28 protein-coding genes and 1 pseudogene are annotated in these 25,423 nt (G+C 37.1%); 14 read left to right on the forward strand and 15 right to left on the reverse strand.

From position 1 onward, the window contains the following. Window positions 1-13: 13 nt before the first annotated feature. Window positions 14-325: a co-chaperone GroES gene (gene groES, locus AC6EI0_RS05880; RefSeq protein ID WP_011295315.1), complete on the reverse strand. Its 312-nt coding sequence runs from the start codon at window positions 323-325 to the stop codon at window positions 14-16. A gap of 224 nt (window positions 326-549) precedes the next feature. Between groES and atpD the strand changes: the two genes are divergently transcribed. Both atpD and atpC read left to right on the forward strand, forming a co-directional pair. After that, window positions 550-2,016 carry a F0F1 ATP synthase subunit beta gene (gene atpD / locus AC6EI0_RS05885; protein ID WP_498461445.1) on the forward strand — a complete coding sequence of 489 codons (1,467 nt, stop codon included), beginning with the start codon at window positions 550-552 and terminating at the stop codon, window positions 2,014-2,016. Between the two features lie 55 nt (window positions 2,017-2,071). Beyond that, on the forward strand, window positions 2,072-2,479 hold the full coding sequence (atpC, locus tag AC6EI0_RS05890) for an ATP synthase F1 subunit epsilon (RefSeq protein WP_498521719.1): 408 nt from the start codon (window positions 2,072-2,074) through the stop codon (window positions 2,477-2,479). Window positions 2,480-2,529: 50 nt separating this feature from the next. On the opposite strand, the gene AC6EI0_RS05895 is transcribed toward atpC, so the two are convergent. Beyond that, on the reverse strand, window positions 2,530-3,030 hold the full coding sequence (locus tag AC6EI0_RS05895) for a 30S ribosomal protein PSRP-3 (protein WP_498519822.1): 501 nt from the start codon (window positions 3,028-3,030) through the stop codon (window positions 2,530-2,532). 199 nt (window positions 3,031-3,229) lie between these two features. Beyond that, window positions 3,230-4,549: an aminopeptidase P N-terminal domain-containing protein gene (locus tag AC6EI0_RS05900; RefSeq protein WP_498521720.1), complete on the reverse strand. Its 1,320-nt coding sequence runs from the start codon at window positions 4,547-4,549 to the stop codon at window positions 3,230-3,232. Between the two features lie 96 nt (window positions 4,550-4,645). Here AC6EI0_RS05900 and AC6EI0_RS05905 point away from each other — a divergent pair, with 96 nt between their 5' ends. From AC6EI0_RS05905 to AC6EI0_RS05920, 4 genes are read left to right on the forward strand one after another with little or no spacing between them, the layout of a single operon-like run. Further along, a complete protein-coding gene (locus AC6EI0_RS05905) occupies window positions 4,646-5,638 on the forward strand; it encodes a CNNM domain-containing protein (RefSeq protein ID WP_498521721.1) in 993 nt (330 codons plus the stop codon). Then, window positions 5,635-6,957 (forward strand): GTP-binding protein, encoded by a 1,323-nt coding sequence (locus AC6EI0_RS05910; protein ID WP_498521722.1) that lies wholly within the window; start codon window positions 5,635-5,637, stop codon window positions 6,955-6,957. Before AC6EI0_RS05905 ends, AC6EI0_RS05910 begins: the two co-directional genes overlap by 4 nt. Continuing rightward, window positions 6,954-7,538, forward strand: coding sequence for a nicotinate-nucleotide adenylyltransferase (locus AC6EI0_RS05915; protein WP_498521723.1), 585 nt, complete (start codon window positions 6,954-6,956; stop codon window positions 7,536-7,538). The genes AC6EI0_RS05910 and AC6EI0_RS05915 overlap by 4 nt, the downstream gene beginning before the upstream one ends. Next, window positions 7,538-9,238, forward strand: a complete 1,701-nt coding sequence (locus tag AC6EI0_RS05920; protein ID WP_498521724.1) for an NAD+ synthase — start codon at window positions 7,538-7,540, stop codon at window positions 9,236-9,238. The genes AC6EI0_RS05915 and AC6EI0_RS05920 overlap by 1 nt, the downstream gene beginning before the upstream one ends. 10 nt (window positions 9,239-9,248) lie before the next feature. Here the strand turns inward: AC6EI0_RS05920 and AC6EI0_RS05925 are convergent, their stop codons facing one another. The 10 genes from AC6EI0_RS05925 to AC6EI0_RS05970 form a co-directional block, all read right to left on the reverse strand. Next, complete coding sequence (locus tag AC6EI0_RS05925) at window positions 9,249-10,367, reverse strand: DUF3326 domain-containing protein (RefSeq protein WP_498521725.1); 1,119 nt, start codon at window positions 10,365-10,367, stop codon at window positions 9,249-9,251. Window positions 10,368-10,383: 16 nt separating this feature from the next. After that, on the reverse strand, window positions 10,384-10,602 hold the full coding sequence (locus AC6EI0_RS05930) for a DUF8621 family protein (RefSeq protein WP_498521726.1): 219 nt from the start codon (window positions 10,600-10,602) through the stop codon (window positions 10,384-10,386). 53 nt (window positions 10,603-10,655) lie between these two features. Continuing rightward, the gene (locus AC6EI0_RS05935; protein ID WP_498521727.1) at window positions 10,656-11,606 is read right to left on the reverse strand and encodes a F0F1 ATP synthase subunit gamma; all 951 of its coding nucleotides are present in this window, start codon (window positions 11,604-11,606) and stop codon (window positions 10,656-10,658) included. A 32-nt stretch (window positions 11,607-11,638) separates the two neighbouring features. Then, on the reverse strand, window positions 11,639-13,153 hold the full coding sequence (atpA, locus tag AC6EI0_RS05940) for a F0F1 ATP synthase subunit alpha (protein ID WP_498461456.1): 1,515 nt from the start codon (window positions 13,151-13,153) through the stop codon (window positions 11,639-11,641). 62 nt (window positions 13,154-13,215) lie between these two features. Next, window positions 13,216-13,764, reverse strand: a complete 549-nt coding sequence (gene atpH, locus AC6EI0_RS05945; protein WP_498521728.1) for an ATP synthase F1 subunit delta — start codon at window positions 13,762-13,764, stop codon at window positions 13,216-13,218. After that, window positions 13,764-14,276, reverse strand: coding sequence for a F0F1 ATP synthase subunit B (locus tag AC6EI0_RS05950; RefSeq protein ID WP_498519832.1), 513 nt, complete (start codon window positions 14,274-14,276; stop codon window positions 13,764-13,766). The genes atpH and AC6EI0_RS05950 overlap by 1 nt, the downstream gene beginning before the upstream one ends. Further along, the gene (locus tag AC6EI0_RS05955; protein ID WP_498521729.1) at window positions 14,273-14,734 is read right to left on the reverse strand and encodes a F0F1 ATP synthase subunit B'; all 462 of its coding nucleotides are present in this window, start codon (window positions 14,732-14,734) and stop codon (window positions 14,273-14,275) included. The genes AC6EI0_RS05950 and AC6EI0_RS05955 overlap by 4 nt, the downstream gene beginning before the upstream one ends. A gap of 126 nt (window positions 14,735-14,860) precedes the next feature. Beyond that, on the reverse strand, window positions 14,861-15,109 hold the full coding sequence (atpE, locus tag AC6EI0_RS05960) for an ATP synthase F0 subunit C (RefSeq protein WP_011125758.1): 249 nt from the start codon (window positions 15,107-15,109) through the stop codon (window positions 14,861-14,863). Between the two features lie 168 nt (window positions 15,110-15,277). After that, window positions 15,278-16,003 carry a F0F1 ATP synthase subunit A gene (gene atpB / locus AC6EI0_RS05965; protein ID WP_498461460.1) on the reverse strand — a complete coding sequence of 242 codons (726 nt, stop codon included), beginning with the start codon at window positions 16,001-16,003 and terminating at the stop codon, window positions 15,278-15,280. 74 nt (window positions 16,004-16,077) lie between these two features. Next, window positions 16,078-16,497 carry an ATP synthase subunit I gene (locus tag AC6EI0_RS05970; protein ID WP_498521730.1) on the reverse strand — a complete coding sequence of 140 codons (420 nt, stop codon included), beginning with the start codon at window positions 16,495-16,497 and terminating at the stop codon, window positions 16,078-16,080. Window positions 16,498-16,925: 428 nt separating this feature from the next. Between AC6EI0_RS05970 and AC6EI0_RS05975 the strand changes: the two genes are divergently transcribed. From AC6EI0_RS05975 to AC6EI0_RS05985, 3 genes are read left to right on the forward strand one after another with little or no spacing between them, the layout of a single operon-like run. After that, the gene (locus tag AC6EI0_RS05975) at window positions 16,926-18,143 is read left to right on the forward strand and encodes an FtsW/RodA/SpoVE family cell cycle protein (RefSeq protein ID WP_498521731.1); all 1,218 of its coding nucleotides are present in this window, start codon (window positions 16,926-16,928) and stop codon (window positions 18,141-18,143) included. Window positions 18,144-18,177: 34 nt separating this feature from the next. After that, on the forward strand, window positions 18,178-18,918 hold the full coding sequence (locus AC6EI0_RS05980; RefSeq protein WP_498521732.1) for a cytochrome c biogenesis CcdA family protein: 741 nt from the start codon (window positions 18,178-18,180) through the stop codon (window positions 18,916-18,918). 5 nt (window positions 18,919-18,923) lie between these two features. Further along, window positions 18,924-20,204 (forward strand): cytochrome c biogenesis ResB family protein, encoded by a 1,281-nt coding sequence (locus tag AC6EI0_RS05985; RefSeq protein ID WP_498521733.1) that lies wholly within the window; start codon window positions 18,924-18,926, stop codon window positions 20,202-20,204. On the opposite strand, the gene queF is transcribed toward AC6EI0_RS05985, so the two are convergent. Next, window positions 20,193-20,609, reverse strand: coding sequence for a preQ(1) synthase (gene queF / locus AC6EI0_RS05990; protein WP_498521734.1), 417 nt, complete (start codon window positions 20,607-20,609; stop codon window positions 20,193-20,195). The genes AC6EI0_RS05985 and queF overlap by 12 nt on opposite strands. Before the next feature lie 181 nt (window positions 20,610-20,790). Between queF and AC6EI0_RS05995 the strand changes: the two genes are divergently transcribed. Both AC6EI0_RS05995 and AC6EI0_RS06000 read left to right on the forward strand, forming a co-directional pair. Continuing rightward, window positions 20,791-21,018, forward strand: a complete 228-nt coding sequence (locus tag AC6EI0_RS05995; RefSeq protein WP_498519838.1) for a hypothetical protein — start codon at window positions 20,791-20,793, stop codon at window positions 21,016-21,018. A gap of 40 nt (window positions 21,019-21,058) precedes the next feature. Further along, on the forward strand, window positions 21,059-21,397 hold the full coding sequence (locus AC6EI0_RS06000) for a P-II family nitrogen regulator (protein ID WP_498521735.1): 339 nt from the start codon (window positions 21,059-21,061) through the stop codon (window positions 21,395-21,397). Between the two features lie 2 nt (window positions 21,398-21,399). Here the strand turns inward: AC6EI0_RS06000 and AC6EI0_RS06005 are convergent, their stop codons facing one another. Beyond that, window positions 21,400-22,194 carry a TlyA family RNA methyltransferase gene (locus AC6EI0_RS06005; RefSeq protein ID WP_498521736.1) on the reverse strand — a complete coding sequence of 265 codons (795 nt, stop codon included), beginning with the start codon at window positions 22,192-22,194 and terminating at the stop codon, window positions 21,400-21,402. Window positions 22,195-22,304: 110 nt separating this feature from the next. Here AC6EI0_RS06005 and AC6EI0_RS06010 point away from each other — a divergent pair, with 110 nt between their 5' ends. From AC6EI0_RS06010 to AC6EI0_RS06020, 3 genes and pseudogenes are all read left to right on the forward strand, one after another. Further along, window positions 22,305-22,550 carry a hypothetical protein gene (locus AC6EI0_RS06010; protein WP_498521737.1) on the forward strand — a complete coding sequence of 82 codons (246 nt, stop codon included), beginning with the start codon at window positions 22,305-22,307 and terminating at the stop codon, window positions 22,548-22,550. A 43-nt stretch (window positions 22,551-22,593) separates the two neighbouring features. Next, a complete protein-coding gene (gene purB, locus AC6EI0_RS06015) occupies window positions 22,594-23,889 on the forward strand; it encodes an adenylosuccinate lyase (RefSeq protein WP_498521738.1) in 1,296 nt (431 codons plus the stop codon). Between the two features lie 130 nt (window positions 23,890-24,019). Continuing rightward, a pseudogene (locus AC6EI0_RS06020) lies at window positions 24,020-25,415 on the forward strand (class II fumarate hydratase). Window positions 25,416-25,423 lie beyond the last annotated feature (8 nt).

The following is a 25,423-nucleotide window of genomic DNA, read 5'->3' on the forward strand; positions in this document are numbered from 1 at the left end:
CAAAAGCTGAGATCTAATTGACGACAGCAAGAATATCTTTCTCGGAGAGAAGTACGTATTCATCGCTGCCAAGCTTGATATCAGTACCTGCGTACTTACTGTAGAGAACCTTGTCTCCAACACTTACTTCTGGAGATTGACGTGAACCGTCTTCGTTACGTTTTCCAGGACCAACCTGAGCAACTTCACCGACTTGAGGTTTCTCTTTAGCAGTGTCGGGAAGCAGTATGCCCCCCGCAGTCTTCTCTTCTGATTCAGAAACTTTTACAAATACACGGTCTCCGAGTGGTTTGACAGTGGAGACGCTGAGAGATACAGCTGCCATAAATTAGTGCAGTAGCAAAAAAAACAAAAGCGCTTAGCGCTGACTCGATAAAGAGTATTACTCATTACCAACGGTATTAATTTATGCATCTAAGCACTCTCAAGACCACATATATTCTGTGCGGTTGACCGAACACTGAAAAAAAAACGCCTGTGAAGTGGTAGTCTAAGCCGCTGATAAGAGTATGCAAATCAGAGCATGCTCACAAAGTTTCTAGTTATCTTATGGCCGCTTCTGCTACCACTACTGTTGGAACTAAGGGTATTGTTCGCCAAGTAATTGGTCCAGTTTTAGATGTTGAATTTCCAGCTGGCAAACTCCCTTCAATTCTCAATGCACTAAGGATTGAAGGCAAGAATCCTGCAGGGCAAGATGTTGCACTAACTGCAGAGGTTCAACAATTACTGGGTGATCATCGAGTCAGAGCCGTTGCCATGAGTGGAACTGACGGATTAGTCAGAGGAATGGAAGCTATAGATACAGGAGCTCCCATTTCAGTACCTGTTGGTGAAGCTACCCTTGGAAGAATTTTCAATGTTCTTGGAGAACCCGTAGATGAGCAGGGAGACCTTAAGGACGTAACAACTTCTCCAATTCATCGTTCAGCTCCAAGCCTCACAGACCTAGAAACAAAGCCAAAAGTATTCGAGACTGGTATTAAAGTTATTGATTTACTTGCTCCCTACCGCCAAGGTGGAAAAGTTGGGCTGTTTGGAGGAGCAGGTGTAGGAAAAACAGTTTTAATTCAAGAGCTAATTAACAATATTGCTAAAGAACATGGAGGAGTATCAGTTTTTGGTGGAGTAGGAGAAAGAACAAGAGAAGGTAACGATTTATACGAAGAATTCAAAGAATCTGGGGTCATCAATTCAGAAGATCTAACTAAGTCAAAAGTAGCCTTGTGCTTTGGCCAAATGAATGAGCCCCCTGGGGCAAGAATGAGAGTTGGCCTATCAGCTTTGACGATGGCTGAACACTTTCGTGATGTAAACAAACAAGATGTTCTTTTGTTCATTGATAATATTTTCAGATTTGTTCAGGCTGGATCAGAAGTATCTGCATTATTAGGTCGTATGCCATCTGCTGTTGGATATCAGCCAACTTTAGGTACTGACGTAGGAGAGCTTCAGGAGAGAATCACCTCCACTCTTGAAGGATCTATTACCTCAATTCAAGCTGTTTATGTTCCTGCTGACGACTTAACAGATCCTGCTCCTGCAACTACTTTTGCTCATTTAGATGCTACTACTGTTCTAGCGAGAGCTCTTGCAGCTAAAGGCATCTATCCTGCTGTTGACCCACTTGACTCCACCAGCACCATGCTACAGCCATCTGTTGTAGGTGATGAGCATTACCGCACTGCCAGAGCAGTTCAATCAACACTTCAAAGATACAAAGAATTGCAAGACATCATTGCCATATTGGGATTGGACGAACTTTCAGAAGAAGACAGAAAGACAGTCGATCGTGCACGCAAAATCGAGAAATTCCTATCTCAGCCATTCTTTGTTGCTGAAATATTCACTGGTATGTCTGGTAAATATGTGAAATTAGAAGATACAATCAAAGGCTTTAACATGATTCTTTCAGGAGAACTGGATAACTTACCTGAGCAAGCCTTCTATCTTGTTGGAAGCATCGAGGAAGTAAAGGCTAAAGCAGAAAAAATAGAATCTGAAGCAAAAGGTTAAAAATCTTTTCTATATACAATTACATCTAAGTCAACGTTTTTCTAAACCCAAAAATATGTCTTTAACTCTACGAGTTCTTGCTCCTGACCAAAGCGTGTTCGATGATACTGCTGATGAAATAATACTTCCAAGCACCACAGGGCTATTGGGGGTACTACCTGGTCACATTTCAATGGTTACTGCTATTGATTTTGGTGTTTTGAGGGTTTTAAAAAACGGAGCGTGGAATTCAATCGCACTAAGTGGGGGCTTCGCAGAAGTTGAATCCAATGAAGTTACAGTTTTAGTAAATAAAGCTGAGATGGGTAAAAATATTGATTCTGCCAAAGCTGAAGCTGAATTAGAACAAGCTAAAAATCAACTAAGTCAAACTCAGGATAAAGAAACCTCCCCCGAAAAAATAAAAGCTCAAGAAGCATTGAACAAAGCTAAAGCATGGTTTAATGCTTCAAAGTCTGACTAAAATTTAAAAAAAATTTTTCCCTTGAACAAATATTTTGTTCAAATACTTTTTTATGCCGTACCACAGAAAGTTACATCAGGGAATTTAATTTTGGCTTGTTCTAAGGTCTTTCCTTTTCCTTCCTCTTGCCAATAATTAATCACCTCTGTTGCTTTGTTTAGAACTTCCACTCTTTCATTATCAGTAATCCAACTTTTTTCTTCTAATTGAGACTTTAATGTTTCCCATGCGTCCTCTCTTGGCCAAAAGAAATAGGCTGTAAGTGGGCTAGGCCCTCCTCCAACAATTTGATCAACGGCCAAAGCTACATTGTCTGGCAACCAAAGAATTTTCAATAAAAATCTTCCCTCATCTGCCTTTGGTGTATGTCCCGAGGGTACTCCATCTGCATCTATCGTTGCAGTTGCCAATGCTGCAGCACCTCCAAGTGCACTTGGTCGACCTGATTTTGTCTCTTCAGAGCTAACTTTCCCTTGGTTTTCAGATTGTGGGATTCCCTCAGTACTTGTTACATCTTCTTGCACAGTACCAGCCTCTTCAGAAACCATCATCTCTAAGTTTTCTACTAGCTAACAAGATAATAACCTAACAGGAACTAGGACCTATTTGAATTACTAGATTAGGAATTCAAAAGGTTTTCTATTATTTGATAATGATGGGATTGTGAAAGTAGAAAAATATTTGGGAAGATTAATTCCTCATTGACATTCAATTAAACAGATTTTCTTGGAATTTTCTCAATGAATTCAATCATTTTTCCAAATCATTCACATTCTTGATCGCACTACGACTCAATACTTCTACAGAATTTTTTGTTACTAAAACATCATCTTCAATGCGAATCCCAATACCCTTCCACCTCTCATCTATCTCAGGCTGCCCCTCGGGTACTGCTAAACGATCACTTATATAAATACCAGGTTCAACTGTTAAAACCATTCCAGGTTCAAGCTTCATATGATAATCACCAAGTCGATATGCCCCTACATCATGAACATCAAGACCTAACCAATGACCTGTTCGATGCATATACAAATGAGAGTAAGCTTCTTGTTCAATGATCGAATCCACTTCGCCAACAAGCAGGCCTATATCAACCAAACCTTTAACAAGATGCTTCAAGGCAGTCATATGTACATTTTCGGCGCTAGCACCTGGTTGAACACATTGAATTGCGGCTTCTTGAGCTGTGAGAGTAATTTCATATAAAGCTTTTTGTTCTCCAGAAAACCTGCCATTAGCAGGAAAGGTTCTTGTTATGTCGCCATTGTAATAATCATCCAAAGAGCAACCAGCGTCTATCAAAACAAGCTCTCCATCTCTTATTGGTGAATTATTTGCCGTGTAATGAAGTACACATGCATTGTCACCTGAAGCAACTATTGAGCCATAAGCAGGACCTCTTGTCCCCTTTTCAAGAAAGTATTTTTCTATTTGAGCTTGCAAATCTCTCTCATTCATCCCAGGGCGTGCATATTCTCTAACTATTTCATGACCCTCTGCAGAAATTTTTGATGCAATACGCATCCTTTCTATTTCAAACTCATCCTTACGAAGTCTCAGGTCATGAAGCATCGGGCAAGGTGCAATCATTGAAAACGGAGCAAAGCCACTTCTAGGAAGTTTTTGTAAATGCTCAGACCAAGTTTTCAAAACCAAAGGTTCCAAATGTGGATGTTTTCCAACTCGAAACGCAATCCCTTCAGCTCCTTTTAAATAATGAGGCAAAAGGTTTGGTAATTCATTTAAAGGATGGGATATATCAACATCAAAATTATCTAAAACTCCTTTTATTCCCCACCTAAAGCCAGTCCAAACTTCTGCTGCAGACTCTTTTGGCAATACGAACAATACATATTGCTCTCCCTTGGGTTTATGAGGTAAAAACAATGCCACTGCATTTGGCTCATCGAAACCAGTTAAGTACCAAAAATCACTATTTTGCCTGAAAGGATATTCACAATCTGCATGATGAGTCACGAGTTCTGCAGCGGGGATAATGGCCGCATATTCTCCTAAATGTGACAGAAATATGTCTCTACGGCGACGAAAAATGCTTGAATCAGCCACAAAAATAACCCTATTTACTCTTTAGGATGGCAAGAGAACTGACTTAGTGGAAAAATAAAAGCAAAAGATCCTTACTATTTAAAAAATCTTTAGGGGATGAGCCAAGACATTCTGCTCTTAACTGCTCTAATCGCAGTTATTTTAATGGGTTCTGCAATGTGCTCAGGGATAGAAGCAGCATTATTGGCTGTCAACCCATTACGCGTGCATGAGCTTGCCAGAAGGAAACCAAAAGTACTGGGAGCTAGAAGATTAGAAAAATTACGTCACCGAATTGGAAGAACTCTAACTGTAGTCACCATTGCTAATAACAGTTTCAATATTTTTGGAAGTTTAATGGTTGGTAGCTACGCAAGTTTTATTTTTCAAAATAGAATCGGAAATGTAAAGTCAATATTTTTTATTGGTCTAACCATTCTTGTTTTACTTCTTGGAGAAATCGTACCCAAAGCACTAGGTACAAGGCTTGCATTGCAAATAAGTTTAACGAGTGCGCCTGTGCTTGATTTCTTAAGTATAGTTATGCGTCCATTGCTAATAGTTCTTGAACGTCTACTACCAATTATCACTGCCAAGAGCGAGCTAACAACAGACGAAGAAGAAATAAGACAGATGGCCAGGCTGGGATCTCAAATAGGTCAAATAGAAGCAGATGAGGCTGCAATGATATCCAAAGTTTTTCAGCTTAATGATCTTACGGCTAAAGATCTAATGACTCCACGCGTTGCTGCTCCAACACTTCCAGGAAGAGTTTCTTTGCAATCTGTTAAATCAAATTTATTAGAAAATAATGCCACATGGTGGGTAGTATTAGGGGAAGAAGTAGACAAGGTTGTTGGTGTCGCTAACCGTGAAAAGCTTCTAGCCTCTTTACTTCAAGGAGACTCTCATTTAACTCCTTACGATCTAAGCGAAAATGTAGAGTTTGTGCCAGAAATGATTCGAGTAGATAGACTACTGATTGGTTTTAATGAAGACAAAAACGGAGTCAGAGTTGTGGTAGATGAATTTGGTGGATTTGTTGGTTTAATAGGAGCAGAAGCTGTATTGGCGGTTTTGGCTGGTTGGTGGAGAAAATCAAATAAATGATTAACAAAACAGACATAGCTACAAAATGCAAGTTTTGCATTGATCAATGGAAAGAGAACCTAAATCTTACTAATTACGAGAGAACTAAGTTTGCTGATATTTTAAATCAGCTAGAAGTTCAAATAAACAAATTAGAAAAAAAAGAACTACGTATATCAGTATATGGACGAGTTGGAGTTGGGAAATCAAGCTTGTTAAATGCATTAATTGGAAAGCAAATCTTTGCAACCGATGTGCTAAACGGGAATACAAAGACTATTAAATCTTATACGCTGGAGAAAAGATTTAGCAGCTTAAACAAAGTTGAAATAATAGATTCTCCGGGTATAGATGAAATAAATAATACTAATCAAGAAGAAATACATTTTAATTACATATTAGATACAGATTTAATTCTCTTTGTAATTGATAGTGATCTAACTCGAATCGAATTGAATTCTATTGAACAGCTATTAAGGCATAATAAACCTATACTAATAGTCTTAAATCGTTGTGATCAATGGAATGCAAAAGAGACAAAGCTAATACTCTCTAGTATTCACAGAAAATTATCATTTTGCAAACAGAAAATTAAAATTTCTCTAGTATCATCGTCTCCAAGGCAAGCAAAAATAAAACCAGACGGAACTGTTAGAAGTGAAAAAAAAACACCTAAAGTTGATATTCTCAAGAATGAACTTAAAGATATTCTCGATCAAAGCGGGGAATTACTAATTTGTGTAAATAGTCTTAGAATTGCAGACTATTTATACAAATCACTTAAGGAGAATCGACTACTTAAAAACAAAGCAGAAGCACAAAGCTTAATCGGCAAATATGCAACTTTAAAAGCCTCAGGAGTAGCAATTAATCCCTTTTTAATGATTGATCTTCTTACTGGTCTTGCTTTTGATAGTGCCCTTGTTATCCAATTAAGTAAATTATATGGTTTAGAGGTAGGTGGTCCATCCGCTAGACAATTAGTTAAAAAGCTTGGTTTTCAAAATTCATTACTGGGGGGGGCACAAATAGGCATACAACTTACTTTAAACATTTTCAAGAAAATACTGTTACTAGCTGCACCTCTTACGGGAGGATTAAGCCTTGCACCCACTGCTCTAATAGCCATTGCACAAGCAACTCTTGCGATTCATTCAACAAAAATCATAGGTCGTCTCGCAGCTTATAAATTTTTAAGGGGTACAAATAAAAAAGATGGGCGACCTCGATTAATGTTGAACTATCTTCTTAAAAAAAATACAGACTTTCGAATAATGCTTGGTGACTTTAAATTTCTTACATCAAGTACGACAAAAAACAAGAATTATTTGTTGCCATGAAAGCTAAAACAAACACAATAGCTTTATTCGGGACGAGTGCTGATCCGCCTACCTTAGGTCACGAGGCCTTGTTGAATGAATTAACAAAAATCTTCCCAAAAGTCATAACATGGGCAAGTGATAACCCTGATAAAACACATCAAATTCCTCTTCTAAAAAGAACTCAGCTTTTAAGAATACTTGTACAAAAAATTTCAAATCCTAAATTAGAGCTAGTTCAAGAATTGAGTAGTCCTAGGACAATTCATACTCTAAAAAAAGCTTCTCAACTATGGCCCGAAGCGAAGTTAAGTTTTGTAATTGGTAGTGATTTAGCTGCTCAAATCCCAAAATGGCTCAATGCTAGGTCTATTCTCAGTAAAGCAGCAATAGCTATCACAATGAGAGATGGATGGCCAATTAGCGATAATCAATTAGATGAAATTAAAAATCTTGGTGGTGAAATTGATCTATTGCCTTTTAATATACCTCAATCATCAAGCTCAAAATTTAGAGAGAGGCCTCAGGAAGTTCTTGTCCCTCAAGAGCTTGTTCCATTACTAATTGAAGAAAATCTATACGGTCTGGGAGATAACAGATAATGAAATTAGCCTTAGCCCAATTAAATCCAGTCATTGGAGATCTTGATGGGAATGCAGAAAAAATATTTGAAGTATGTAAAGATATTAAAAACGAGGATGTTGATCTAGTAATAACACCAGAGCTTTCTTTAATCGGCTACCCTCCAAAAGACTTACTATTTAATCCAAAACTGTTCGAAGAAGAAAAAGATGTCCTAAACAAATTAAGCGAAAGATTAAGTAATCTTAGTCGAGACTTATCTTTATTAATTGGTATCGCAGAACCAACTCCAGATAAAGAAATTCCTAAACTTTATAATTCAGTTGTTATTCTAGAAAAAGGTTCCTGGAGAATCGTTGCGAGGAAGCAACTCCTACCCACATACGATGTGTTTGATGAAAAACGCTATTTTCGTTCTGCAGAAAATAGTAGTATTTTAAATTTTAGTCACAAAAAAAAACTCTGGAAGATTGGAATAACTATTTGTGAAGATATATGGGTTGAGAAAAACTTACAAAATGAGAAAATCCAAGGGAAAGACCCTTTAAGATCTCTAGAACAAGAAAAATTAGATTTACTGATCAATCTCTCAGCTTCTCCTTTTATTGAAGCTAAAAGTTTACTACGCCAACGCATAGCAGCCAAAGCAGCTATGCGTCTTTCATGCCCCGTGATCTATGTAAATCAAGTAGGAGGGAATGATGAATTAATTTTTGACGGTTCTAGTTTTGCTCTTAACAACGAAGGAAAATTACGGCATGAACTTCCTGCCTTCACAGAGTCAATTAGTCTTTGTGACATATCTTCCCTCAAGCAAAAAACCTCGATATCGAGTAAAACTCCTACATCACAAGAAGTTCTTTTCAGAGCTTTAGTTCTTGGAGTTAAAGATTATGCAAGGAAATGTAATTTCAAAAGTGCAGTTATTGGATTAAGTGGGGGTATCGACTCAGCACTAGTAGCCGCTATTGCAGTCGCAGCTTTAGGCAAGTCTAAAGTTCATGCAATTTTAATGCCATCTCCATGGAGTTCAGCAGGGTCTGTAAAGGATGCCACGGCGTTAGCTAATCGACTTGGAATAAATCATCAAAGGATCCCGATCTCAGCTATAATGGAAAGTTTTAACGATGTTTTATCTAATTCAATATGGGGTATACCAACCGGTATAACAGCTGAAAATCTACAATCTCGTATTAGAGGAACAATATTGATGGCTCTTGCAAATCAAAGGAAGCATTTACTTCTATCTACAGGGAATAAATCAGAACTGGCTGTAGGTTATTGCACCCTTTATGGAGACATGAACGGAGGCTTGTCTGTGATTGGAGATCTTTATAAGACAAGTGTATTTGATCTATGTGATTGGATAGATGGCGAGTCATCATCTACTTGTAGAAATGATTTCTTCCTCCCAGAAACAGGAGAAATCATAAGCTCTGAAATAAGAAGCAAGCCTCCAAGTGCTGAATTAAGACCAGAGCAATTAGATAGCGATTCTTTGCCGGATTATTTCATTCTTGATCCAATACTAAAAGGGTTGATTGAACAGCATTTACCAACTGAAGTTTTAATAGAAAAAGGTTTTAATAAGAAGATAGTTCTCCAAGTCGCCAATTTATTAAAGAAAGCTGAATTCAAACGTTATCAAGCCCCTCCTTTGTTGAAAATCAGTCATCAAGCTTTTGGAAGTGGGTGGAAAAAACCAATAGCCTCAAGATAAATCTTTGAATCTACTTCTTTTCGTCATTAATTTCTTTTAAGCAATCAATTGGTCTTCGTAGTGACTTAATATTAATCCCATGACGTAAAGCTGTTATTAGTCCCGCAGCCTCTAAATAATTATCAGCATACAAAATATACTTATCTTTATCGCCAGGTAGGCAATCTAGCCTCATCTTTTTGGAGCTTACATTTAATACTCCTTGATTAGAAACTACTATTAAAGGAATAAATCTTTCGATGCAAGACAAAACTGCTTCGCCACCCAATGCACCCTGCGGAACAACAACAGCTCCCAAATCACTATTCCTTAATAAAGTTTTCACCTGTGAAAAAGCATTATCTTTGGTATTCATAGCTGACTTACCGATCAGATCGGGTGCACGACTAAGACCAACTAAAACACTTTGCAAAAATGTATACCCAATCTCCTCTCCCGAGGTTCGAGGGTCTAGATCATAATCAATTGGTAATGGAGCTAACCCCGGTGCATGGGCACAAGGAATCAGTAAATGTTTTACGAGGAAATGACTGATTACAGCCTCGAGTCCCGCAATGACATCAACACCATTACCTTGTCTATAAAGTTGAGTTTCTAATTCATCACTATCATCAGGAAAACGCGTGACTACAGCAATTGCTGTTGCACCAGCTTTCTTCAGTTTTTCGGCAGCTCTCAAAAGAACATCTGAATCTTCTATACTCCCCCAACTTGAACCACTTAAACCTTTCCTCAGATTCATTCTTATAGCTCTTTCAGTTGTAATTACAGGACCAATGTCTAGACCCAGGGTTGCGATACAGCCATCAGCAACTTGTAAATGTCTTTTTTTTAAGTCAGGCTCTAAACCAGCATCTAATAGCAAACCTACTTTTTGTTGTCTTACTGGCTTGAGAAACACTTCTCCAGCAGCAAAAAGATTTAAACTATAACCTTCTACATATTGGATACAAGTATCTGGCCAATACAAAGATCCACCATTCATAACATTGGGATGAGTTATCAAACAGTCACTCACAGAAGCCAGTAATCTTGCAACGGGTATTGCATCTCCTGCATACCCACCGACACTGCACCCTATACCTGTAGGAATAATCAATAATGTAGGGAAAGGATCAGTATTAGTCATAAAAGATCAATTCAATTCAGGGATTAACGCCTTTCTCCTTATCCTGATTAATAATCAATACAACTTCCACCGATATTATCTGGATTTTTTTTTCAGAACGAGTCGTCACTGAAGTAATTGCCCACCTTAGTGGGTCACCAAATTCTTTTAGCACAGATAAAATATGTTTTTTTAAGTCAACTATGCTCAATTCATAAGGCCAATCAATGTCCAATTCTATAAATTCAAGTTTCACTTTATTGATTACTTATACTTTGCGAATTTGCAAAATTAGATAAAAAGAAGAAACTAAGCTGCAGCTCCACCAACAACTTCTAAAATTTCTTGTGTAATTGCTGCTTGTCTAGCCTTGTTGTAATCAATAGTAAGGTTTTTAGCCAACTCCTTAGCGTTATCACTAGCGTTATTCATTGCAGTCATTCTACTCGCCAACTCTGAAGCAGCTGACTCCTGTAACGCACGTAGTAATTGATTCTGTAAATAAAGAGGCAAAAGAGCATTCAAAAGTTGATCAGGACTTTGTTCGAAAACAATATCGGATGGTAATTTTGGTTCTTCATTCGAAGGAGCCGCATCTTTTTCAATAATTAGTTGGCTATCTTTTGTAGTTAATCTAAAAATCTCATCTTCTGAATCTGCTATTCCTTGAGGATCTAAAGGTAAAAGAGTTTGTATTGTTGGGTTACAACTAACCAAACTAACGAACTTAGTATAAATAACCTCTACTCGATCGGTACTTTCGGAGAGAAATTCTGCTAATACTTCACTCGTAATAGAGCTAGCATCATCAGAGGTCGGAACTTGTTCTAATTCTTTAAAAGTAGCTCTTATATTATAAATGCTAGATCTATTCTCGAAATAACCTATTGCTTTCTTACCGATTAAGACTAAGTCAGGACTATATCCTTGACTTTTTAATTCGGCATAGCGTTTCTCTGTTCGTTTAATAATATTTGCATTGTAACCTCCACATAATCCTCTATCCCCAGTAACAGCTAAGAGTGTGATTGTCTTAACTTCACGCCTATTTAGCAGAGGAGAGTCAGCAGCTTCAAACTGCATCCTTGATTGTATATTTTCTAAAACCCTTGCCAATCGATCTGCAAAAGGTCTACTCCTTAGAACCTGATCCTGCGCTCTCCGAACTTTTGCAGCAGCAACGAGTCTCATCGCTTCTGTGATTTTCCTTGTGTTTTTGACAGATACAATTCTGTCTCGTATGTCCTTGAGGTTAGCCATAGGTAATTTTCTCTCTTAGATAGCCTTTGCGATTAAGCCGCAAGCATTGAGGATTTAACCTCGTTAATAGCGTCTTTAAGCATTGATTCAGATGCTTCACTTAATACTTTTTCCGAGAGAACATTATTAATAAAATCAGCCTTGTTTGTTTTTAGATAGTCACGCAATTCACGAGCAAATTTTGTAACTTCCTCCTCAGGTACCTCATCAATCAATCCTTTAACCCCTGCATAAACAATAGCTACTTGCTCAGCTAAATTCAGAGGATCAAATTGGGGTTGTTTAAGTAGTTCTCTTAGTCTTTTTCCCCTACCTAATTGCTTTTGAGTAGCCTCATCAAGATCAGATGCAAATTGAGAGAATGCCGCAAGTTCATCAAACTGAGCTAGCTCAAGTTTTAAAGTACCAGCTATTTTCTTAATAGCTTTCGTTTGAGCAGCTCCTCCCACTCGGCTAACTGAAATACCAACGTTAATTGCAGGTCTTAATCCAGAGTTAAATAAGTCAGAGCTCAAGAAGATTTGACCATCAGTAATTGAAATAACATTTGTTGGGATATAAGCAGAAACATCTCCTGCTTGCGTTTCAATAATAGGCAAAGAGGTCATTGATCCTGCACCCATCGAATCAGAAAGTTTTGCAGCCCTCTCTAGTAAACGACTATGGCAATAAAAAACATCTCCTGGATATGCTTCACGACCTGGTGGACGACGTAAAAGTAATGACATTTGCCTGTAAGCCTGAGCTTGCTTGGTTAAGTCGTCATAAATAACTAGCGTTGCCTTACCTTGATACATAAAGTGTTCTGCTATTGCTGCACCTGTATAAGGAGCTAAATATTGCAAAGCTGCAGCTTCAGATGCACCTGCATTAACAATAATTGTGTAATCCAAAGCTCCTTTTTCTTTCAGAACTTCAACTACATTTGCCACTGATGCTTGTTTTTGACCAACGGCCACATAGACACAAACAACATCTTGACCTTTTTGATTGATTATTGTATCGATTGCTATTGCAGTTTTTCCTGTTTGACGATCTCCAATAATCAACTCTCTCTGACCTCTTCCAATAGGAATCATCGCATCAATGGATGTTATTCCCGTTTGCATAGGCTCATGTACTGACTTCCTCTTAATAATTCCAGGAGCTATTGACTCAATTAGTCTTGAGTCAGTTGTAGCCATCTCACCTTTTCCATCTATTTGCTGTCCAAGAGGGTTAACAACTCTTCCTAGCATTGCCTCACCAACTGGAACTGAAGCAATCTTTCCAGTTGCTTTTACAGTGCTTCCCTCTTGTACTCCTAAAGCTTCACCCATCAAAACGACACCGACATTGTCATCTTCAAGGTTTAATGCAATACCTTCTGTTCCATCCTCGAATTCAACAAGCTCACCTGCCATAACCTTTTCAAGTCCATAAACTCTTGCGATACCATCTCCAATTTGTAAAACAGTACCTACATTGCTTACAGATACTGATTTATCATAATCAGCAATTTGCTGTTTAAGAATTGAACTGATCTCGTCGGGACGTATAGAAACCATGGGATTTACTAAAAATGGGGAAGATGAAAGGGAGGGGGAAGAGGAATAAAGTCAGAAGAGAATTAGCTGACCTTGGCCAAAGCAAGGCCAAGTCGTCTGACTTGACCTGCGATGCTGGCATCAATGACCTTTGATCCAACATTGACCACAAAGCCACCTAGCAATTCAGAGTCGACCTTCAGATCGATTTCCAAATTATCTGTACCAGCTATGGATTGTACTTTCTTAAGTAGCTCAGATTGTTGATCTTCACTTAAAGCTGAAGCTGAGGTAATTGTTGCCAAAGCAATATTTCTTTGTTCTCGATAGATTTCTAATAATCTTTCAAGAACAGAATTCAACAAACCTATTCTCTGTCGATCTGCTAAAAGTTTTAGAAGATTTAAGAAAGAGGGAGTGACCTCACTAGAAAAAAGTTTTTCTAAAGCTGCTTTCTTCTGATTAACCTCTAAAACTGGTGATGACATTGCATCACTAAATTCAGGACAAGAATTCCAAAGTTCTAGAATAGATTTAGCTTGTGTTACTACTTCATCCACCTCGTTACGGCTCTCAGCGACTTGAAGGAAAGCTTCTGCATAAGGAGTAGTAATGGTATTAAGTAGTGGCATTAGTTGTCTCCAATATTTTTAATTGACTGTTTAAGAAAATTATCTTGAGTATTTGAATCTAACTTTTTAGGAAGCATTGTTAATGCTTTTTCTATAGCAAGTTCTGCAGCCTCTTTCCTTAATTGGGAAGTCACTCTTGCAGCTTCAGCATTTAAATCAGAGGCAGCACCTTGTTTAATTCTTGCCATTTCCTCAACAGTCCTTTTTTCACTCTCCAAACGAATTGCCTCTGCTCTGGCTTTGCAGTCATTTCTGATTTTTTCTGCTTTTTGCTTAGCGGAGGCAAGCTCGTCTTTTGCTTTTGAAAGGGAATCTTGCGCTTGGGAAAAACGCTCTTCTGCTTCTTTTAAGTCAGAAAGTATTGAAGTCCTCCGTCTTTCTAGGATTTTTCCTAAAAAGCCTGGTAAGAACTTATAGAGGCCAAAAACAACAACTGCTAGGTTGATAATGTTGGTCTCAAAAATATTTAAATTGAGACCAAAGCCTTCGGAAGCGAAAATTAAAGAAGTCATTTTTTTGCCAATAGTCTTTCAACAATCAAATCACCAAGATTTTCAGCTTCGCTTTTGAGTTGATTAAGAGCTTCATCTCTTTGCGAATCAATCTCACGCCTAGCTTTTTCTCGTGATGCATTTGCCTCTGAAGTAGCAAGAGCAAGAGCTTCTTTATAAAGATTGTCAGAATCCTGCTCTGCCTCAAGAATCACTTTCTGAGCTTCAAGTCGAGCTTCTTTAAGCTGCTCTTTGAGTTCAGTCTCTAGTCGTTCGACTTCAGCGATTTTTTTCTTTGCTTCTGCCCGACTGGTATTTACAAAATCCTCTCTTTCTTCAACAACTCGCCCAACAGGTTTGAAGAAAAGAGCATTAAGTATGAAAGTAAGCAACACAACCTGAACCGCCATAAGCGGAAGTGTTGCATCGAAATCAAACAGACCTCCCTCAGAGGCACCAAACAAAAACAAAGTTGGCATTAGCTAAGGTGCAAGAAATTAAGCGAGCCGAATAACGGCAATTGAAATTTGCTAAGAATTTTCAAATATTTGGGCTGAAAGGAAATCAATTAATTGATTTACTCAATCAGCCCTTTTTTGAAATATTCAACCAGCAAAAGGGTTAGCGAAGAGAAGCACCAATGCAACCACAAGGCCATAAATGGTTAGTGATTCCATGAAAGCGAAAGAAAGAAGCAGAGTACCTCTGATCTTTCCCTCAGCTTCTGGCTGACGGGCTATACCCTCTACTGCTCCTTGTGCAGCACTACCCTGACCGATACCAGGGCCTATTGCGCCAAGGCCTACAGCTAAACCAGCTGCAACAACTGATGCGGCGGTGGTAATGGAATCCATAATTCTGCTAAAGATGTGTAGCGCTTTAAACGCTTAAAGAGTTGTGAACGGGAGTTTATACCTGCGAGGGGTGAATCTCATAGTTCTTGAGATGATACTGAAAGAATTTCAGGCCTCAAAGCAGGAAATTTGCCATTGAAAAGTTAATTCAGTAGCAAAAAATCATGATTAATGATGCTCTTCAACTGCTTCCCCGATGTAATAAGCAGCAAGAGTTGCAAAAATCAGAGCTTGAATAGCACTAGTAAACAAGCCTAGAAACATAACAGGAACCGGAAGAACAAGAGGCACAAGAAAAACAAGTACCGCTACTACAAGTTCGTCTGCGAGAATGTTTCCAAATAAACGGAATGAGAGAGATAGAGGCTTTGTGAAGTCTTCAACAATTTTGAACGGGAGCATTATTGGCGTTGGGTGAACGTAATACTCGAAGTATCGCAAACCCTTATTGCTCAACCCCGCATAGAAATATGAAAGAGATACCAGTAGTGCTAAAGCAACAGTTGTATTTATGTCAGCTGTAGGTGCACCAAGTTCTCCACTTGGTAGTTCAATCAGCTTCCAGGGAACTAATGCTCCGCCCCAATTGCTCACAAATATGAACAGAAAGAGGGTTCCGATGAAAGGCATCCAATCTCTATAAACCTTTTCACCAATTTGTGTTCTAGCCAGATCACGTATGTAATCCCACAGAAATTCCAAAAGATTTTGAACACCTTTTGGATCACGGTCCATTTTTTTTGTTCCAATGACCACCAAGGCAAGCAAAGCGCCTATGAGGAGCCATGAAGTCATAAAAACTTGGCCGTGAATTCTAAAATTTCCAATTTGCCAATAAAGGTGTTGACCCACCTCTAATTCAGCCAAAGGAAAAACAAATGGTAAAAAACCCATTTATCTGGTAGTTAGGTTGCGTAGAAAAAAAAGCCAAACAAACAAAACTTAAAAATTTGATTTCTAACAAGCAATTAAGGCATAGATAGAAACTGAATAATTAACGCTGGTTTATAAAGCAAAAATCCTAATAAAGCCGGAATCAAATCAAGTTGAGGAAATCTAGAAGACACCAAAACCAAAAGAACCGGAACTAACAACTGGACTTTACCGACAATTTTTGATGAAGTACCTAACCTTCCAACCCCGCGAGCAAGCAAGCGAAAATAAAGAATTCCTGATAAAGCACCAATAAATAGGCTTGCACTAGCTTGGATTCCCCAAAAGAAACCTGCTATGCCAACAGAAAAAATAGTCAATAAAAATGTCAGACGGAATACTCGAAATTGAAGTTCAAGATATTCGTCTGATTTGACTCCGGACAAAGTGTCCAATGAGTCCATATCCAGAAGAGGATCATGACTTGAGCAATTGTCAACAGTCTCAGATGCCACAAAAATTCCTCCTTTTGGAGTTTCTTAGTGATAGCGAGAAGTTGTTTTGCAAACAAGACACCTAAGCTCTCTGCAAAGGCCCGGGGAATCTATCACGAGACTTGCATCAAAACAAAAAAATTTTCTCTATCAATAACTTGAAAAGTTGGTTAAATTAACAATCTGAGGAGAATTCTAAAGCAAACTTTTATTTACCCAATATAAATCAAGATATAGTTTGTTTAAAATTTAATCCTGTGGTTGTAAAATTAAGTTATTAGTTTTTAATCCAATTTCTTTAATTTGATCTCTAAAAATTAACAATTAAATTTAACTCGTAAAAAACTTCTTAGTTTTTGCGGAATTCCAAAAAAAGTAAATTAATTAAAGTTTAAAGACTTGGCAAAATGGCAATTTAACGGCTCAATGGTATACAAGCAAAATATCCTTTGAATAATATTTCTAATAAAAAAACACCATTTACATCCAAAGCGAAAAAGAAGCGTGAATCAAAAGATTTTCTGAGTAATTTTATAAACGATAAGATTCTTCCATTGCCTTGGCCATATTGGCCTAAGGAAGGTCGTTTAATAATGGGATTAATAGCCTTTTGGAGCATTTCAGGAATTTTCATACTTGGATCAGCTAGTTGGTGGGTAGCCACCAGAGAAATGGGTGAAGGTACTTATTACATAAAAAGACAAATAATATGGCTAATCGCTAGTTGGAGCATTTTTTATCTCGCCATCAATATCAAATTAAAAAGCTGGCTTAAGGTTTCAGGTCCTTGCCTTTTTATAGGAATGCTGCTGATTGCATCAACAAGTTTTTTCGGTAGTACCGTCAATGGTTCTACAAGATGGTTGATTATCGGTCCAATACAAGTTCAACCCTCGGAATTAATCAAACCTTTTATTATCCTTCATAGTGCAAAACTTTTTGGTCAATGGGAGAGAATAAATTCAGAAAAAAAAATTTTTTGGTTAACTATATTTGCCTCCATTATTTTATTAATCATAAAACAACCAAATTTAAGCACTGCTGCATTAACAGGAATATTACTTTGGATGATTGCCTTAGCTGCTGGTATTAATTTTCAGCATCTTTTCAACACGGCCTTATCAGGCTTAACCATTGGTTCAATAAGTATTTTTTTTAATGCTTACCAGCAAAGTCGCGTTTTATCATTTATCAACCCATGGAAAGATCCACAAGAAGGGGGTTATCAATTAATTCAGAGTCTTTATGCTATCGGTTCGGGTGGTTTGTTTGGAGAAGGATATGGTCTTTCAATGCAAAAATTACAATATCTACCATATAGAAGTACTGATTTTATATTTGCTGTTTTTGCAGAAGAATTTGGATTTTTTGGATCTATTTTACTTTTAACATTTTTACTTGTAATTTCATATTTAACTCTAAAAATATCCCTTAATTGTAGAAATAATTATACCAAACTAATTTCTATTGGATCAGGAACTATTCTTGTAGGCCAATCAATTATGCACATCGCAGTTTCCTCAGGTGCAATGCCTACAACAGGTCTACCGTTCCCTCTGATCAGTTATGGGGGAAACTCATTAATTTCAAGCTTACTAATAGCAGCCTTATTGGTCAGATCCTCTATTGAATCTTCAGATTTATTAATTAAAAATTCCGCAAATTGACGCTTAAATAGATAATCTAGAAAGGAAAATTGGTGTGGCAAATCTTTTTTTGAGCATTTCTTCCATAAGTTTGGTTTTCTCTGATATGGCTCGTCATGGCGAGCACATAATTAATAATGGGCTAAATAATCCAACCCCTGTATCACTCCTCATAGTTTTCACTGGAGGCCTTTTAACCAGTTTAGGCCCCTGCTCATTATCACTATTACCAATAACAGTTGCATATCTAGCTGGATTTAAAAGTAAACAAAACCCTTTACAAAAAACTTTTAGTTTCTGCGGCGGGATAGTTATATCACTAGTGGTTCTAGGAAGTCTAAGCGGTTTTTTAGGGAAAATTTATGGCCAATTACCTGGTTTCTTTTCAATATTTATTAGTCTTTTAGCCATAGTTATGGGTCTTAATCTCCTTGGGCTGTTAAAAATCTCTCTTCCATCTGGACCTGATCCTGAAGCTTGGACAAGCAAAGTCCCCCCCGCTTTCGCACCGGTTTCAGCAGGGTTAGCTTTTGGATTGGCCTCCTCGCCTTGTACAACTCCTGTCCTTGCTGTTCTTCTCGCATGGGTTGCCAAGGAAGGTAACCCCATTAGTGGCACAATTTTTCTTGCAAGCTTTGCGATTGGGCAAATTGTTCCTTTATTTATTGCAGGTACTTTTGCAGCGAGTGTTCCAAAATTATTATCTTTGCGACCTATTGGGAAATGGGTTCCACCAATGAGTGGGGTGATTTTATTAACCGTAGGTCTTTTAAGCCTTCTTTCTACTTGGATATGAATTAGATGAAAAAAATCAGCCAAGTTTTAAATTGGCTTTCTAGCTTAAAGATTGCTATTTTACTATTATTCTTAATAGCAATTTCTTGTGCAGTAGGAACTTTTATTCCACAACAAGAACCAGATCAATTCTACTATGATAATTTCAATAATGATCCTTTTCTTGGACTAATCAATGGTAATATATTACTACTTTTTGAATTCAATCATGTTTATACAAGTTACTGGTTTTTGATTTTACTAACTTGGCTTGGTTTAGCTCTTGCAGTTTGTAGTTTTAGAAGACAATTACCAATACTTAAATCAGCATTAAACTGGATAGATTATAAATCTCCTCGTCAAATAGCAAAACTTTCTGTCGCGCAAACAATTAAAACTAATGATCCTTCAAAAAACTTAGAAAAACTTTCAATAAATTTAAAGAAACAAGGTTGGAATGTGAGAGAAACAGATGGAAGAATAGCTGCGAGAAAAGGAGTAATTGGTAGATTAGGACCTATATTAATTCATCTAGGTTTAATCTTATTAATGATAGGTGCAACATACGGATCATTAAATGGAAAAACTTTAGAAAGATTCATGGCACCTGGGAGATCAATAGATTTATTAAACAATAATGAAGAGAAAGGATTAACAATTAAATTACTAAAGTTTCAAATAGAAAGAGACCCTCAAGGAAGAACTGAGCAATATAAATCGATAGTAAAAGTTATTGAACCAAATGGAAATAATGAAGAGAAGGAGATTAGTGTTAATTCTCCATTAAGGTACAAAGGACTAACATTATATCAAGCCGACTGGTCATTAGCAGCAATAACAATTCAAATTGATAATAGTCCTAAATTACAAATTCCAATAAAATCTATTCCAGAGCTAGGGGAACAAACTTGGGGAACTATTATACCAACCCAAAAAGATGGAGAAGGGCAAATCTTATTAACAGTTTCGAGTGAATTGGGACCTGTAACAATTTATGATAGTGATGGTACAAGACTTACAAACATAAGCATAAATAAGGAAGCAAAAGTGAAAAATACTTTAATTAAAATAATAAATGTAATACCAAGTAGTGGATTACTTTTAAAGCGTGATCCTGGAGTACCCTTTGTTTATACCAGTTTCGCTATAATACTTCTTGGTGGTTCACTAAGTATAATTTCCACCAAGAAGATTTGGTTATTACATGAAAAGGAGAAATCTATTATCTATATAGGTGGTTTAAGCAACAGAAATCTTTCAGGTCTCTCGAAAGAATTGCCGAAATTTATTAGTTTTCTAAATGATTAACTCTAAATCATTTCTTTTCCCATGACAAACTCTAATGATAGTATGAACATTTCCTCTAGGGTTAAAATCAGCTTCTAATTGCATCCACTTAGGGGCAGAAACTTCAACAAAATCATCTATTATTTTATTTGTAACTTCTTCATGAGATATTTTCTTTTCACGAAAACTATTTAAATAAAGTTTAATTGCTTTTAGTTCAATTACCTTCTTATCTGGTTGATACACAATCCTTAAAGTGGCGAAATCTGGATAACCCGAAAAAGGACACTTACATGTAAATTCAGGGAAATCTATTGAAATTTCATAATCTCTATTACTATTGGGATTAGGAAAACAAATCAAGCTCCCAGCAGCTATTTCCCTTTCCCCATACATAATTACCTCTTTAATATTTTCTTCACTCATTGGAATATCTTAAATAGGATTTTAATAACACACTACATAATACCTGGATTAAAGATTCAACCCTCTAATAAATTTTGCTAATTAAAAAGCATTCAAATGATGGGAAAAAGCACATATGTATCAATGAGCACAAAACTAATTCACGCTATCCCCCCTAATAGATACATAAGCAAGATTTTGTATGGACATCAGTCTTTCTGAAAAGAGAAATGGAACTCAAATAGAGCCGAAAACTGTTCACGGAATTCTTTGGCTACAAACTCATTTCGAATCCAATCATTGGGAAATTATCAGTAATGGCTTAGTAATAATTCCCACCAAGGACGCCCAAATGCTTCAAGAAGATGCTACAAATGCTGGACTAAATGTAAATTTCATCAATTCTCTAAGTCCAATAGACAAAATCTGATTAAAAATTATCTAAGATCAAAAAAGTTACTTAAAGTGATATGAAAAAAATAGAAGCAATAATACGCCCTTTCAAACTAGAAGACGTAAAGATTGCCTTAGTCAATGCAGGTATAGTCGGAATGACTGTAAGCGAAGTAAGAGGATTTGGACGCCAAAAAGGTCAAGTCGAAAGGTACAGAGGTTCCGAGTTCACCGTTGAATTTCTTCAAAAACTAAAGATAGAAGTTGTTGTCCCTGAAGAAAAAATTGATATTGTTTTAAAAGCTATTGCTGAAGCAGCAAAGACTGGAGAGATTGGAGATGGAAAGATTTTCGTAACTCCAATTGATTCCGTTGTAAGGATAAGAACAGGTGATAAAAACGAAATAGCTCTATAAATTCACGAAAAATCCATCAATTTTTCTATGTTATCGAATCCCTTAGAGTCATCGTTCATCCATAATAGATATTCTTGATTACCCGCAGGTCCCTTTAAGGGTGATGCAATCAATCCTTTGGGATACCATCCGTATTTTTTAGATTCGTTTATGACGCCTTCAATAGCTTCAAGATGCAGAGAATGATCCCGAACGACTCCGCCCTTCCCAACTTTGTCCTTGCCAACCTCAAATTGAGGTTTCACTAATACTAATAATTCAGACCGGGCATTATTAAGAAGAGATTTAAGACTAGGCAAAACAATTTTTAGAGAGATAAAAGATAAGTCAGCCACCGCGAAGTCAGGTATTGGATCTCCATCATTAAATAATTTTTCAGGAGTTAAATGTCTAATATTAGTACGTTCTAACAGAACCACTCTTGGATCATTTCTAATACTCCATGCAGTTTGGCCATAGCCAACATCAACTCCATAAACCTTTGCTGCTCCTAATTGCAAAAGACAATCTGTAAAACCACCAGTGGAAATCCCAGCATCTAGACAAACTCGATTTTTGATATTAAGCGGAAATTGCTCAAAGGCTGCAGACAACTTTTCACCTCCACGAGATACATACTTCAAAGGCTGAGTAATTTCTATCTGAAGATCTTTTAAAACTTCTTGGCCTGGCTTATCAAGAATTTGTCCATTAATTGTTTTAACTTTGCCAGCTCTGATGAGCTTCTGCGCCTCTTGACGAGATTTAGCTAATCCTTTAGTCAGCAAGTGAAGATCTAATCGCGATTTTTTAGTCATTTGTTTACAAAAACAAACAGGAAACGGAACAAAAACCGCAGAAGTCGTAATAATCCTCTTTTTCAATAGAGAATCTATTTAATTGACCAAAGTTTTTGTCTAAAAGGCTCATGCATCCCACAAATAAAAATGAGCTATCTAGCCATGGTCATTTTCATCTAAACCCAAATAAGCAAGCTGGAGAGGTGCTTGAGCTTTTGCCTCCAGGAAGTTTTGCAAAATTTGCAAATCAACCTAATGACTTGCCTCCCTTCCAAGTAATTGACTGCAAAGGAGGAAAATGCAGGGTAAGACAGCAGGCTTGGGGAAGATATGTGCATTGGGAAGTTGAACACAATAGACTCAAGTCAGCTTGACCTTGACGACCTAAATTAAAGTAACCTTTAACTTTGTAGCACTTTGATTGAGCGTTACACAAACCCAGAGATGGGGAATATTTGGTCTGAACAAGCCAAATACCAAACTTGGCTTGATGTTGAAATAGCCGCATGTGAGGCTAATTGCAAACTAGGGAAAATCCCACTTAATGCAATGCAATCAATACGATCAAAGGCAAATTTCACACCCGAGCGCATACTCGAAATAGAAGCCGAAGTTCGACATGACGTAATTGCTTTTCTAACAAATGTGAATGAATATGTTGGAGATGCCGGTCGATATATACATGTTGGGATGACAAGTAGCGATGTCCTCGATACAGGACTAGCACTTCAATTGAAGTCATCAGTAAAACTTTTAAAAAAAGAGCTTTTATTACTTGAGGACGCTATTAGAGATTTAGCAAGAGAACACAAGAGTACCGTAATGATTGGCCGTTCTCATGCAATTCATGGAGAACCTATTACTTTTGGATTCAAGCTTGCAGGATGGCTAGCAGAAACCCTAAGAAACAAAGAAAGGCTTAACAGTCTCGAGGACGATATCTCCGTTGGTCAAATCAGTGGTGCCATGGGAACTTATGCGAACACCGATCCCGAAATAGAAAAAATTACTTGCGAACTTTTAGGACTTCAGTGTGATACTGCTAGTACTCAAGTGATCTCAAGGGATAGACATGCTAATTATGTACAAACTCTTGCTTTGATTGGATCATCATTAGATCGTTTTTCTACAGAAATTAGAAACCTTCAAAGAACAGATGTCCTTGAGGTAGAGGAAAACTTTGCCAAAGGTCAAAAAGGAAGCTCTGCTATGCCTCACAAAAGAAATCCCATAAGGAGTGAGAGAGTCAGCGGTCTTTCAAGAGTTTTAAGAAGTTATGTAGTTGCAGCTCTCGAAAATGTAGCTCTATGGCATGAAAGGGACATTAGCCACAGTTCCAATGAAAGATTAATGTTGCCAGACACGTCTATTACACTTCATTTTATGATCACTGAAATGACAGCGATTATTAAAGGACTTGGCATTTACCCGAATAATATGCTGAATAATTTAAACATTTATGGAGGAGTAGTTTTTAGTCAAAGAGTTCTTTTGGCATTAGTTGAGAATGGAATGAGTCGCGAAGATTCTTATCGATTAGTACAAAAACATGCTCATTCTGCATGGAATCAACCTGAAGGTAATTTCAAAAATAACCTTGAGAATGATCCAGAGGTAATGAATATTCTCTCTCTAACTAAACTCTCTGAATGCTTCTCAACTGAATTACATCAATCGAATTTGAAGGTTATTTGGGATAGACTTGGAATATAAATGTAAATGCTCAATCTAAATCAATTAATATTTGTTAGTAGACTAAAGAAAGACCATAGCTATAGATTCAACTAAAATCAATAGCTATAGTCTTTATTCCCAGGGAATTTAAATTTTCAAACCAACAGCAATGTCTAATATGAAACGACTTGAGAAAGATAGTCTAGGTTCGATTTCTGTTCCAGTAAATGCGCTATGGGGAGCTCAAACTCAAAGATCAATATTAAATTTTGCTATTGGCGATGAAATCGTACCTCTTGAAATCATTCATGCAATTGCTCAAATAAAAGCCTCTGCTGCTCGTGTAAACAATCATTTAGGTCTGATTGATACAGAAATCGCACAATTGATCACCGAAGCAAGTTTGGAAATTATTGAAGGTAAATACAATGATCAATTTCCTTTGAAAATATGGCAAACAGGAAGTGGTACCCAAACGAATATGAACGTAAATGAGGTAATTAGCAACATAGCTTCAAAACGTTTAAATAAGCCTTTGGGTAGTCATGATCCACTTCATCCTAATGATCATGTCAATCGCTCTCAATCTACTAATGACGTTTTCCCAGCAGCTATACAAATAGCCACAATACTTAATTTAAAAAAGACCTTAATACCCGAATTAAAAAAGCTCATTGATTTGTTTCATCAAAAAAGTCATGAATGGAAGGATCTTATAAAAATAGGACGTACTCATCTTCAAGATGCAGTACCCCTAACTCTTGGACAAGAAGTTTCCGCCTGGTCAAGTCAGTTAGAGACCGCATTAGGACGCATTGAAATCAACCTCGAAGAACTTTATTCACTTCCACTGGGAGGAACCGCTATTGGAACAGGAATAAATGCTCCAGAGAATTTCGATAACCTCATTGCTCTTGATATCTCTAGAAAAACAAATTTACCCTTTGAAACCGCAGCTAATAAATTTGCCATCATGGCTAGTCATGATGGTCTTGTAAATATAATGTCCCAACTAAAATTATTAGCCGTAACTTTTCTCAAAATCGTTAATGATCTTCGACTTTTATCTTGTGGACCAAGAGCTGGATTATCAGAGCTACAGCTACCCGCCAATGAGCCTGGCAGCTCAATAATGCCAGGAAAAATTAATCCTACTCAATGCGAAGCTATGGCGATGGTATGTACACAAATAATTGGTATGGATGTTCTCAGTATCCATAGCAGGAAGTGGTGGACATCTACAAATGAACGTTTATAAACCACTAATTGGGTACAACATTTTAAAAAGTATTAATCTTATTCAAACCGCATGTAAAAGTTGCAGAGAAAATATGATTGAGGGTCTTCAAGCAAATGAACCAAAAATCAAGCAATATCTAGATAATTCTTTAATGCTTGTCACTGCATTAGCTCCATCAATCGGATACGAAAAAGCAAGTCAAATTGCCCAATTAGCACATGAAAAGAATCTCAGTCTAAAAGAAGCCTCAAGTCAACTAAAATATATCGATCCAGAAGAATTTGATAATCTCATTAATCCAAAATTTATGATTGGGAATGATTGAAAAAATAA

This window comes from Prochlorococcus sp. G5PB11, from assembly GCF_059772425.1.